This is a genomic window from Enterobacter cloacae complex sp. P29RS (genome assembly GCF_014893445.1).
Lineage (GTDB): Bacteria > Pseudomonadota > Gammaproteobacteria > Enterobacterales > Enterobacteriaceae > Enterobacter > Enterobacter intestinihominis.
The window spans coordinates 190,677-202,131 of sequence record NZ_JADBPZ010000004.1 but is presented as its reverse complement, the minus strand read 5'-3'; the positions used below and the strand labels follow the sequence as shown (position 1 = coordinate 202,131).

At 52.0% G+C, this 11,455-nt stretch carries 15 protein-coding genes and 1 pseudogene; 14 read left to right on the top strand and 2 right to left on the bottom strand.

The genetic code is table 11. The features are described 5' to 3' along the window. Positions 1-314 (bottom strand): annotated as a pseudogene (locus tag IM282_RS05020) (hypothetical protein); the annotation flags it as partial. A 203-nt stretch (positions 315-517) separates the two neighbouring features. Here IM282_RS05020 and IM282_RS05015 point away from each other — a divergent pair. From IM282_RS05015 to IM282_RS05005, 3 genes are read left to right on the top strand one after another with little or no spacing between them, the layout of a single operon-like run. Then, positions 518-820 carry a hypothetical protein gene (locus IM282_RS05015; RefSeq protein WP_063147605.1) on the top strand — a complete coding sequence of 101 codons (303 nt, stop codon included), beginning with the start codon at positions 518-520 and terminating at the stop codon, positions 818-820. Beyond that, a complete protein-coding gene (locus IM282_RS05010; protein ID WP_063147604.1) occupies positions 820-1,356 on the top strand; it encodes a lysozyme in 537 nt (178 codons plus the stop codon). Before IM282_RS05015 ends, IM282_RS05010 begins: the two co-directional genes overlap by 1 nt. Continuing rightward, positions 1,353-1,742, top strand: coding sequence for a DUF2570 domain-containing protein (locus IM282_RS05005; RefSeq protein WP_063147603.1), 390 nt, complete (start codon positions 1,353-1,355; stop codon positions 1,740-1,742). The genes IM282_RS05010 and IM282_RS05005 overlap by 4 nt, the downstream gene beginning before the upstream one ends. Positions 1,743-1,923: 181 nt before the next feature. Here IM282_RS05005 and IM282_RS05000 read toward each other — a convergent pair whose 3' ends face one another. Next, positions 1,924-2,202 carry a hypothetical protein gene (locus tag IM282_RS05000; RefSeq protein WP_063147602.1) on the bottom strand — a complete coding sequence of 93 codons (279 nt, stop codon included), beginning with the start codon at positions 2,200-2,202 and terminating at the stop codon, positions 1,924-1,926. A 203-nt stretch (positions 2,203-2,405) separates the two neighbouring features. Between IM282_RS05000 and IM282_RS04995 the strand changes: the two genes are divergently transcribed. The 11 genes from IM282_RS04995 (at position 2,406) to IM282_RS04945 (ending at position 11,450) form a co-directional block, all read left to right on the top strand. After that, positions 2,406-2,576 (top strand): hypothetical protein, encoded by a 171-nt coding sequence (locus tag IM282_RS04995; protein WP_074136334.1) that lies wholly within the window; start codon positions 2,406-2,408, stop codon positions 2,574-2,576. A gap of 176 nt (positions 2,577-2,752) precedes the next feature. Continuing rightward, the gene (locus tag IM282_RS04990) at positions 2,753-3,097 is read left to right on the top strand and encodes a hypothetical protein (protein ID WP_063147600.1); all 345 of its coding nucleotides are present in this window, start codon (positions 2,753-2,755) and stop codon (positions 3,095-3,097) included. 547 nt (positions 3,098-3,644) lie between these two features. After that, positions 3,645-4,190 (top strand): terminase small subunit, encoded by a 546-nt coding sequence (locus IM282_RS04985; RefSeq protein ID WP_063147599.1) that lies wholly within the window; start codon positions 3,645-3,647, stop codon positions 4,188-4,190. Further along, positions 4,165-6,087 (top strand): phage terminase large subunit family protein, encoded by a 1,923-nt coding sequence (locus IM282_RS04980; protein WP_063147598.1) that lies wholly within the window; start codon positions 4,165-4,167, stop codon positions 6,085-6,087. The genes IM282_RS04985 and IM282_RS04980 overlap by 26 nt, the downstream gene beginning before the upstream one ends. Further along, a complete protein-coding gene (locus tag IM282_RS04975) occupies positions 6,087-6,293 on the top strand; it encodes a phage head-tail joining protein (RefSeq protein WP_023292738.1) in 207 nt (68 codons plus the stop codon). Before IM282_RS04980 ends, IM282_RS04975 begins: the two co-directional genes overlap by 1 nt. Continuing rightward, complete coding sequence (locus IM282_RS04970) at positions 6,290-7,879, top strand: phage portal protein (protein ID WP_192970201.1); 1,590 nt, start codon at positions 6,290-6,292, stop codon at positions 7,877-7,879. The genes IM282_RS04975 and IM282_RS04970 overlap by 4 nt, the downstream gene beginning before the upstream one ends. Beyond that, the gene (locus tag IM282_RS04965; protein ID WP_063147596.1) at positions 7,860-9,203 is read left to right on the top strand and encodes a S49 family peptidase; all 1,344 of its coding nucleotides are present in this window, start codon (positions 7,860-7,862) and stop codon (positions 9,201-9,203) included. Before IM282_RS04970 ends, IM282_RS04965 begins: the two co-directional genes overlap by 20 nt. Before the next feature lie 9 nt (positions 9,204-9,212). Further along, entirely contained in the window at positions 9,213-9,545 is a 333-nt protein-coding gene (locus IM282_RS04960; protein ID WP_023292735.1) for a head decoration protein, read from the top strand. Between the two features lie 55 nt (positions 9,546-9,600). Further along, positions 9,601-10,626, top strand: coding sequence for a major capsid protein (locus IM282_RS04955; RefSeq protein WP_063147595.1), 1,026 nt, complete (start codon positions 9,601-9,603; stop codon positions 10,624-10,626). 45 nt (positions 10,627-10,671) lie between these two features. Further along, the gene (gpFI, locus tag IM282_RS04950) at positions 10,672-11,085 is read left to right on the top strand and encodes a DNA-packaging protein FI (protein WP_063147594.1); all 414 of its coding nucleotides are present in this window, start codon (positions 10,672-10,674) and stop codon (positions 11,083-11,085) included. 11 nt (positions 11,086-11,096) lie between these two features. Continuing rightward, positions 11,097-11,450, top strand: coding sequence for a head-tail joining protein (locus IM282_RS04945; RefSeq protein WP_048029717.1), 354 nt, complete (start codon positions 11,097-11,099; stop codon positions 11,448-11,450). Positions 11,451-11,455 lie beyond the last annotated feature (5 nt).

Genomic DNA, 11,455 nt, shown 5'->3' with positions numbered 1-11,455 from the left:
AAGGCTTTCTCATAGATTTTATAATCCCGATCATTTGCATCGACCATGTTTAGAAAGATTTTCTTTATCAATGGGATATGTTTTTTATCATGTGGTTCTATAAAAAATACTGCTCTATCGCTGTATTTTAAGAAGTTGTTGTATATCGTATTGAAGTTATCATCGTCTTTTTTGGTGGAAAGTGATTTATATTCTTCAATTAAGTCTGCCCATCCTCTGGCAGAACGCATACCATAATGTTTCAACTCGCATTGTAAAAGTCTAAACGAGATATTGCGAGCTTGCATTCCTTTGATCAAGTCTACAGCTTTCATTATGACTCCTTTGCAAAAAGAAACAGCATATAAAAAAATTAACGCGTACGCAAAAACTATCGTAACCTGGTAAGAGTGGTTACTTTGTCACACTGCTTAATCATAGAAATCCTCCCATCATTGGTAGGTTTTTCGAGGCTGCCTATGAGCGGCCTTTTTTTATTTCCTCCACATAGCACCCGCACACAGCGAGGTGAGAGACCATGAAAATGAATGATTCAGGGAACATCTTCACGCAGTTCTTCGCGTGGGTAGCAGCTCTGGCGTCAGCCATTGGATTTACCACTCAGGATCTGGTGTTCATGTTCTTTGGCGCTGCTGGTCTGCTTATTTCGCTAGCCTCGTACATTAACGGGCGGGTAGATGCAAACCGCAGGCGTAGAGAGGATGAGAAGCGAACAAAAATGGTCAATGACTACCTGAAAGGTGTTGGTGATAAACCCCTTCACGAGCGTCCTGATGCTGCAAGCGTGGTCGTTGAGGCATTACAAAAGGAAGGTGAGTGATGGGATCCAGAGCAAAGTTGAGTACCGCAGTTCTGGGGCTGATACTGGCTGGTGCTCCTGCATCCGTAATCCTCGATCAGTTTCTGAATGAGAAAGAGGGTAACAGCCTCACGGCCTACAAAGATGGCGGCGGTATCTGGACTATTTGCCGCGGCGCAACAATGGTTGATGGTAAACCGGTTCTGCAAGGCATGAAATTGTCAGAGGCCAAATGCAATCAGGTGAACGCCATCGAACGCAATAAGGCTCTGGCGTGGGTTGACCGCAATATTGCGGTTCCGCTTACCGAACCGCAAAAAGCCGGGATCGCATCTTTTTGCCCGTACAACATCGGGCCGGGTAAGTGCTTCCCGTCCTCGTTCTTTAAGCGCATTAATGCCGGTGACCGCCGCGGGGCATGCGAGGCAATCCGCTGGTGGATTAAAGACGGTGGTCGCGATTGCCGCATGACTAAAGGTCAGAAGAACGGCTGCTACGGTCAGGTAGAACGGCGAGACCAGGAAAGCGCGCTTGCATGTTGGGGGATGGATCAGTGAGCCGTCTTACAGTCATTTTCGCCGCGGCGATGGCGTGCCTGATTGTGTGCCTTGGCTGGCTGGCAATCCATTACCACAACACCGCCAGTCAGCAGCAGGAGCGGGCAGAAACAGCCGAGCAGCAGATTAACGCCGCTGAAACTGTGGCATCTAACGTCCTGACCACCATGTCTATCTTCAACACCATCTCCGAGGCCAATCAGCATGCAACAGAGCAGATCGCACTGGGCGCATCGGGAGCCTCAGCAGATATCAAGGTTGCTGTTGCGAACGATGATTGTGCCCGCCGTCCTGTTCCTGATGGCGCAGTTAAGCGGCTGCAACAATACGCGGACGGTTTACATCAAGGTGCCAGTGGTGCCGCTCCCGGTAAACCTCACAGTTGAGACGCCTTACCCGGCAATACCGGACCCCATGTCATGGGGCCAAAGTCTGGACCTGAATGTCGGCCTGCTTTCTGCACTTGGGCAGTGTAATCGCGACAAAGCCGACATAAGGCAGGCTGAGAAAGCAAGAGCCAGCCAATAAAGGCACTTCAGTAGTTCTTCACTGAGTGCCCTGGATTTCTCATCCAATTTCGGTAATTAGTTGTGTAAATCGGGCCTCAGCCTCTTCGAGGGTAGAGCAAGTAATATTGCCCTCAAATTTTAGTTTTGTCCCATCGCTACGAACCCAGATATTCGCAACATCATGTTTGAGGATATCGCCGATATCAAACTCAACATCCTCTGGTGCGCGTGCCGCAGAAAAATACCTGCCACCGTCGCTCTTGAAGAGATAAACGACTAAAGGTGCGTCGTCAATCGCGTGCTTCTTGATAACAACGTAATGCATTACATCAACCATGAATCCTCCTTGGTATAGATGTGATTTCCTTGACAGGAATGATTTCTCTGTCGTGGATACCACGGTTAGTTGAATAAACAATATCAGCTATCAACCGACTAAAAACTAGAGGAAATTATAGCAACCCCGGACTGGGAGGCCATCGAGCCGGTGTACCGGGCCGGAGTGATGTCTCTCTGAAAAATTTGTTGATTGCGAGCTGCGTGGAACTTGGACCTCCGGTAGTGGTTGATACCGCCTGCGACTGGGTAAAGCCGATCTACCTGACTGATCACGACATCGACGTTATGGACCGCCAAACGAAGAAAGACATTCTGGCGTATAACAAAGCGTGGCAGGCGAACTGCCAGAAAGAAACCAGAGCCTCGCATTAGCGGGGCTTTTAACGCAACAAAGGTAAAGACATGGATGAACGATATCGTAAAGACCTACAGCTTTGGTTTGGGCTTAGCTATTGAAGTTGGATTGACGTCATGGTCAATAAAAACAGAAATTTACATGTAATTTATGGTGTGTTTAGCTAGTCTCTCAACTACACAGGAGAGAACGCATGACTCAGTCAAAGTTAGCTAAATTCTTGGACCTTACAGATGAACAACTGGAAGAGTCGGGAATTGATGAAGATCTGATCCAAGAGGATACTGGCAATTCTGGCGATATGGTATATTCATACTACTTCAACGTTCCCGAAGAGACATCAAAAGAAGTCTTGGATGAAAAGCATTGGGAAGTAGGCGATCGAATTGAAATACCACTTTGGTTCTTCGAAGATGAAGATGGTCCAGATGATGGTTGGGAATCGCTACCTGATTTTGATCCTGAAGAGGCTCAGCGTGAAAGAGAACGAAGCGACAGGGAAATCGAATCTGACATCAAGCGAAGAGAAGAACCTTAAATTTAGCCGCCTTCGGGCGGTTTTTTATTGTCCTCACAATGGTGAGGCCCATCGTAATGGCAATATCCCTTACAGAGGATAAACAAGCAAATATCCTGTGCGCGAAAGCGATCTGTTCATATTCTTTCAGACTGGGATAGCTGCTCAGGCAACATCAACCGTTGACCTGCAACAGGCACTGAATGACGCAGTGGGCGATGCTCTCAGCAAATCATTTAGGGCGGGAGGTGCTATCTAGTCAGTCAATCGATGAGGCTTGAACGTTTGGACATCTAAATGGATACTTGTGCGCTCGATTTTTTTTTGCAAATGATATTCATTATCATATTGGGTCCTTTCCGGCAATTCGGCCTGCTACGGGGCGGCGACCTCGCAGGTTCTCGCTATTTATGAAAATTTTCAGGATCTTGCCTTTTCCGTTCTTCTTCTTGCTAAGTATCTGTCTTTGCTGGGTATAACCCACCACAAGAAAGGAAGTGTTAAAGCCTGGTAGTAGTCATTTTACCCGGCATAGTTTCCTTACCCTGTGTTTCGCCTGGAGTTCGTCATGGAGGTCAATAAAAAACGCCTTTCAGAGATTTTTTGTGTCAGCATCCGCACGATCCAGAACTGGCAGGATCAGGGAATGCCAGTTGCGCGCGGTGGTGGAAAAGGTAATGAAGTGCTTTATGACTCTGCCGCCGTAATCGAATGGTATTCCGCCCGTGACGCAGCGATAGAAAACGAAAAGCTGCGCAAAGAGGTTGAACAGCTGAGAGTTGATTCAGAATCAGACCTTGTGCCTGGCACGATTGATTATGAGCGCCATAGGCTTACCCGAGCCCAGGCTGATGCTCAGGAACTAAAAAATGCAAAAGAGTCCGCTGAGGTGGTGGAGACCGCATTCTGCACGTTCGTGCTGTCGCGGATAGCCGGAGAAATTGCCAGTATCCTTGATGGAATACCTCTGTCGGTTCAGCGGCGCTTTCCGGAACTGGAAAATCGACATATTGATTTCCTCAAGAAGGACATCATAAAAGCCATGAACAAAGCAGCTGCGCTGGATGAAATGATACCGGGGTTGCTGAGTGAATATATCGAACAGTCAGGTTAAGGGGCTACAGCACTCCGCGCGCTCGGGGCTCCGTTCGTTGTACCGGCCAGAACCGCAAACGGCGGTTGAGTGGGCAGACGAAAATTATTACCTTCCAAAAGAGTCTGCTTATCAGGAAGGGCGCTGGGAAACGCTGCCGTTTCAGCGTGCGATAATGAATGCGATGGGTAATGACTATATCCGCGAGGTCAATGTCGTTAAGTCTGCCCGAGTAGGCTATTCAAAAATGCTGCTCGGCGTGTATGCGTATTTCATCCAGCATAAACAGCGTAACTCGCTTATCTGGTTACCTACCGACGGTGATGCAGAAAACTTCATGAAATCCCATGTCGAACCGACAATCCGGGACATCCCCTCACTGCTGGCGCTGGCGCCCTGGTACGGTAAAAAGCACCGGGACAACACGTTGAGTATGAAACGTTTCTCGAATGGGCGAGGTTTCTGGTGCCTCGGTGGTAAAGCTGCAAAAAACTACCGTGAAAAATCTGTTGATGTGGCGGGTTATGACGAGCTGGCGGCATTTGACGATGATATCGAGAAAGAGGGCTCTCCAACGTTCCTGGGGGATAAACGTATTGAAGGGTCGGTCTGGCCTAAATCTATACGAGGATCCACACCCAAAATTAAAGGGACATGCCAGATTGAACGTGCCGCCAAGGAGTCGGAGCATTTCTTGCGCTTCTATGTTCCATGCCCACACTGTGGGGAGGAGCAGTTCCTTAAATTTGGCGATAAAGAGACGCCATTCGGGTTCAAATGGACGCCGGGCGATCCTGCCAGCGTTATATATCTGTGTGAACACAATGCCTGCGTAATTAAACAGCAGGAGCTCGATTTTTCGCAGGCGCGGTACATCTGTGATGAAACCGGGATCTGGACGCGTGACGGACTTTGCTGGTTTTCATCATCGGGTACCGAAATTGATCCGCCTGACAGCGTAACCTTTCACGTCTGGACAGCCTATAGCCCCTTCACTACCTGGGTGCAAATCGTCAAGGATTGGATCAAGACCAAAGGCGACACGGGCAAGCGTAAGACGTTCGTCAACACAACGCTTGGTGAAACGTGGGAGCCTAAAATTGGTGAGCGTCCTGATGCTGAGGTGATGGCCGAACGTATTGAGCACTTCGGTGCCAGGGTGCCGGAGCGCGTGGCCTACCTTACTGCCGGTATTGACTCCCAGCTTGATCGTTACGAAATGCGTGTCTGGGGCTGGGGGCCTGGCGAGGAAAGCTGGCTTATCGACAAAATTATCATTATGGGTCGCCATGATGATGAATCCACGCTTCTGAGGCTCGATGAGGCGATCAACAAAACCTATCCGAGGCCTAACGGCGTTGAGATGCTTATTTCCCGCATCTGCTGGGATATCGGCGGCATAGACCCAACGATTGTTTATAACCGCTCGAAAAAGCATGGTCTGTTTCGTGTCATCCCTGTTAAAGGCGCATCTGTTTACGGTAAGCCCGTGGCGAATATGCCTCGTAAGCGTAACAAGAACGGGGTTTATCTCACTGAGGTAGGAACAGACACCGCGAAAGAGCAGATTTATAACCGTTTCACGCTGGTGGCAGAAGGCGACGAACCGCTGGCGGGAGCGGTTCACTTCCCTAATAACCCTGAAATATATGATTTAGCTGAGGCTCAGCAGCTTACGGCAGAAGAGCAGGTTGAGAAGTGGGTAGACGGGAAGAAAAAAATCGTCTGGGACAGTAAAAAACGACGAAATGAGGCGCTTGACTGTTTTGTCTATGCACTTGCAGCTCTGCGGATAAGTATCTCCCGCTGGCAGCTGGATCTGGATTCTCTTCTGGCCAGCTTACGGGAAGAAGACACTGGCCGTAAAAATAATAAATCTCTGGCGGATTATGCTAGGGCATTAGCGGGAGACGAATAATGGCAACACAGGCTGAACTGGATGCCGCGCGCGCAGCGTTACATGATCTGATGATGGGAAAACGGGTTGCGACGGTACAGAAAGACGGTCGAAGGGTGGAATTTACGGCGACGTCAGTCAGCGATCTGAAAAAGTACATCGCCGATCTAGAGTCACAGGTCGGTACCACTTCACGACGCCGCGGGCCGGCAAGGTTCTACGCATGAAAATTCCTTCTTTAGTTGGCCCCGACGGGAAAACCTCCCTGAGGGAATATGCAGGCTATCACGCTGGTGGCGGCGGATTCGGTGGGCAGCTAAATGCCTGGAATCCCCAGAGTGAAAGTGCCGACGCCGCACTTCTGCCGAACTTCGCCCGGGGGAATGCCCGTGCTGATGATCTGGTCCGTAACAATGGTTATGCGGCAAACGCCGTTCAGCTTCACCAGGATCACATCGTCGGGTCTTTTTTCAGACTGAGTTACTGCCCGAGCTGGCGTTATCTCGGCATTAAAGAAGAGGAAAGCCGAGCATTTGCCAGGGAGGTGGAGGCCGCCTGGTATGAATATGCGGAGGATGACTTTTGCGGGATTGATGCCGAGCGCAAGCGTACCTTTACTATGATGATCCGTGAAGGCGTTGCGACGCACGCATTTAACGGTGAACTGTGCGTCCAGCCCACCTGGGACAGTGATTCATCGCGACTTTTCCGCACGCAATTTAAAATGGTTAGTCCAAAACGCGTGAGTAATCCCGGTAATACAGGTGACACGCGTAACTGTCGCGCGGGTGTCAAAATCAGTGATAGCGGCGCAGCGCTGGGGTACTACGTCAGCGAAGACAGCTATCCTGGCTGGATGTCGCAAAAATGGACCTATATACCACGGGAGCTGCCGGGCGGAAGGCCGTCATTCATCCATATTTTTGAACCACTTGAGGATGGACAGACCCGCGGTGCAAACGTGTTTTACAGCGTGATGGAGCAGATGAAAATGCTCGACACCCTGCAAAATACTCAGCTCCAGAGCGCAATTGTAAAAGCTATGTATGCGGCGACAATCGAGAGCGAGCTTGATACCGATACGGCGATGGACTTTATCCTCGGCGCGGATAGTAAGCAGCAAAATAAGCTGACGGGCTGGCTTGGCGAAATGGCAGCATACTACGCTGCAGCGCCGGTTCGCCTCGGTGGCGCGAAAGTTCCTCATCTTATGCCGGGCGATTCCCTGAAACTTCAGTCAGCACAGGATACCGATAACGGTTATTCCACCTTTGAACAATCTCTTCTGCGCTATATTTCGGCCGGTCTTGGTGTTTCGTATGAACAGCTTTCCCGTAACTACTCTCAGATGAGCTATTCGACGGCGCGCGCCAGCGCCAATGAATCCTGGGCGTTCTTTATGGGGCGTCGCAAGTTTGTCGCGGCCCGGCAAGCCTGCCAGATGTTCGTCTGCTGGCTCGAAGAGGCGATTGCGCGCCGGGTTGTCACGCTTCCGTCCAAAGCCAGGTTTAGCTTCCAGGAGGCGAGAACTGCCTGGGGTAACGCCAACTGGATTGGCTCGGGGCGCATGGCTATTGATGGGCTGAAGGAGGTGCAGGAGGCCGTGATGCTGATTGAGGCTGGTCTCAGCACATATGAGAAGGAGTGTGCCAAACGCGGAGATGACTATCAGGAAATATTTTCTCAGCAGGTACGTGAAACTATGGAGCGCCGGAGCGCGGGACTTAAACCTCCGGCATGGGCGGCAGCTGCATTTGAATCTGGGCTGAAAAAATCAAACGAGGAGGTAAAAGATGACGCCAGAGCTGCGTAATCTCCCGCATATTGCCAGCATGGCCTTCAATGAGCCGCTGATGCTTGAACCCGCCTACGCGCGGGTTTTCTTTTGCGCGCTGGCAGGCCAGCTGGGTATCACCCGACTGACTGATTCCGCTTCTGGCGTCTCGCTCGGTGCTGAACAAATTGCAGAGCCGCTGGCGCTGTTTGGCGATGACGAGGAAATGGGGCCCCGGCCAGCGCGGAGCTATCAGGTAACAAACGGGATCGCGGTGCTGCCCGTTTCCGGGACGCTGGTCAGCAAAACCCGGTCACTGCAGCCTTATTCCGGTATGACGGGCTATAACGGGGTCATTGCCCGCCTGCAGCAGGCAATGAGTGATCCCGGCGTAGACGGTATTCTGCTGGATATGGACACGCCGGGCGGGATGGTGTCCGGGGCTTTCGATTGTGCCGACATTATTGCCCGGATGCGGGATATCAAGCCCGTTTGGGCGCTGGCAAATGATATGAACTGCAGCGCAGGGCAGCTAATTGCCAGTTCTGCATCGCGACGGCTTGTCACGCAAACGGCCAGAACCGGCTCCATCGGCGTCATGATGGCGCACAGTAATTATGGCGCTGCGCTGAAAACAAACGGCGTTGAGGTCACGCTGATTTACAGCGGCGATCATAAAGTCGACGGCAATCCCTACGAAAAACTACCAAAGGACGTTCGCGCTGATTTTCAGACGCGCATCGATGCCACTCGTCAGATGTTTGCCGAAAAGGTTTCCGCTTATACCGGAATGTCAGTGCAGGCCGTGCTGGACACCGAAGCGGCCGTCTTCTCCGGTCAGGAGTCCGTGGATAACGGTCTGGCGGATGAACTTGTTAACAATACCGACGCGCTCAGCGTGATGCGTGAAGCACTCGACAGACGCAAAAAAACAACCACTGGAGGAACTATGCCATCACCTTCTGCATCTGCAGCGACCAATCAGCCAACTGACCAGGCAGCAACACAGACGACTGCACCGGCTGAGCAGGTCACCACCGTTGACACAACAACTGCTGCCTTAACGGCCCCGGCAGACCTCAGCGCTCAGGTATCGGCAGCCGTAGCCGCCGAGAATGGTCGCATCATGGGTATTCTGAACTGCGAAGAGGCAAAAGGTCGTGAATCACAGGCCCGTGCGCTGGCAGAAACGCCGGGCATGACGGTCGAGAGTGCACAGCGCATTCTGGCCGCGGCGCCGCAAAGCGCCCAGGCGCGTACCGATACGGCGCTGGATCGCCTGATGGAAACCGCACCAGGCGCTCTTTCAGCAGGGAATGCCTCTGCTGAAGCCGGCGACGATTTGTTAAACACCCCCGTTTAAGAGGCTAACATGGCAATCACCGAAGTATTTACTCATCACCAGCCGCTCGGTAACAGCGATCCGGCACACACCGCGTATGCACCGGGCGAACTGACAGCATCCACCCCGGCAATGACCCCGCTCATGCTCGATGCTACGTCCGGCAAGCTAACCGTCTGGGACGGCGAGCATGCAGGTGCAGCAACCGGCATTCTGGCGGTTACCGCTGACCAGAGCAGTGCTGAACTGGCATTCTATAAATCCGGTTCTTTCCGCATCGAAGATGTGCTCTGGCCATCTGCCGTTACCGACGAAAATATCAAGCGTAACGCTTTCGCCGGTACTGCGATCAGCATCGTTTAATCACCATCAACTTTCATAAAAGCCGCTTATGCGGCTTTTTTTACGGGAAAAATCTATGTCAATTTACACAACAGCCCAGCTTCTGGCGGTCAATGAGAAGAAATTCAAGTTCGATCCGCTCTTCCTGCGTATCTTCTTTCGCGAAACTTATCCCTTCAGTACAGAAAAAGTCTACCTGTCGCAAATTCCGGGCATGGTCAATATGGCGCTGTACGTATCGCCGATTGTCTCCGGGAAAGTGATTCGTTCCCGTGGTGGCAGCACGTCGGAATTTACGCCGGGGTATGTGAAGCCAAAACACGAAGTGAATCCGCTGATGACCCTCCGCCGCCTGCCTGATGAAGATCCACAGAATCTGGCCGACCCTGCCTATCGCCGCCGACGCATCATTCTTCAGAACATGAAAGATGAAGAGCTTGCAATTGCGCAGGTAGAAGAAAAGCAGGCCGTTGCTGCAGTCCTCAGTGGTAAATACACCATGACCGGGGAAGCGTTTGAGCCGGTTGAAGTTGATATGGGACGCAGTGCCGGTAACAACATCACCCAGGTGGGTGCAGCAGCCTGGTCTTCTCGCGACAAAAAAACGTACGACCCGACCGATGATATTGAAGCGTACGCGCTTAACGCCAGCGGTGTGGTCAACATTATCGTATTCGATCCAAAGGGCTGGGCGTTGTTCCGCTCCTTTGACGCGGTGAAGGAAAAGCTGGATACGCGTCGCGGTTCAAGCTCTGAGCTGGAAACCGCCGTGAAAGACCTGGGAATGGCCGTCTCTTATAAGGGGATGTATGGCGACGTGGCCATCGTTGTGTACTCCGGTCAGTACATCGAGGATGACGTCAAAAAGAACTACCTGCCGGATCTGACAATGGTGCTGGGAAATACCCAGGCGCGCGGTCTGCGTACCTATGGCTGCATTCTGGATGCAGATGCACAGCGTGAAGGCATTAATGCTTCAACGCGCTATCCGAAAAACTGGGTGCAAACGGGCGACCCGGCTCGCGAGTTCACCATGATTCAGTCAGCTCCGCTGATGCTGCTGCCAGATCCGGACGCGTTCGTTTCAGTCAAGCTGGCATAACTTTCCCCAGTGGCCCTGTTGGGCCACATTTCTGGAGTATTTCCCATGACAGAAAAAGAAACCCTTATCGCCCGACTGAAAGAGCTGGGCGTAAAGCTTGATCGTGAGGTCAACGTCACAGGCACCATCCAGGAGCTTACGTTACGTATTTCTGAGCTTGAAGAGGAACTCGACGAAGACGGAGAAGAGGGCGCTGAGGTGTCCGTTGCCAGCACTACTGCTATCAGCACCTCGGGCCAGCCCGGCCCAGAGAACACCTCTGGCTCTATTACCGAGAATCCTGCGTCAAATGAACCCGGCGAGCTGGTGGCGGTTGAGACACTGGTGACCTTGCACATTGATGCACTTCACGCCACACGCAACGAGTCCCTCTCTATTGTTGAGCCTGGTGTCGTTATTCGCGTGACCGACGCGGAGGCTACCGAACTGGTTTCTCAGGGGCTGGCCCGGGAAGTCTGACAGGGGGCCTAATGGCTGATTTCGATAATCTTTTTGATGAAGCGATGGCGCGCGCGGATACCACTATACGTGGAGTGATGGGCGCAGAGGCAAGGATAACCTCTGGATCTTTATCCGGCGTCACGCTCCGCGGGGTCTTTGACGATCCAGAGAACATCGGTTTCGCAGAAGCGGGGATCAGAATTGACGGAACCAAGCCGACGTTTTTTGTGAACTCATCGGATGTAAGCGGGCTGGAACGTCTGGACACGCTGAAGGTAAACGGGCGTGAATTTTGGGTTGATCGCGTGGGCCCGGATGATTGCGGTTCCTGCCATGTATGGCTGGGTAGTGGATCACCTCCCGGCGGATCGCGGCGTCGTTAAGGAGC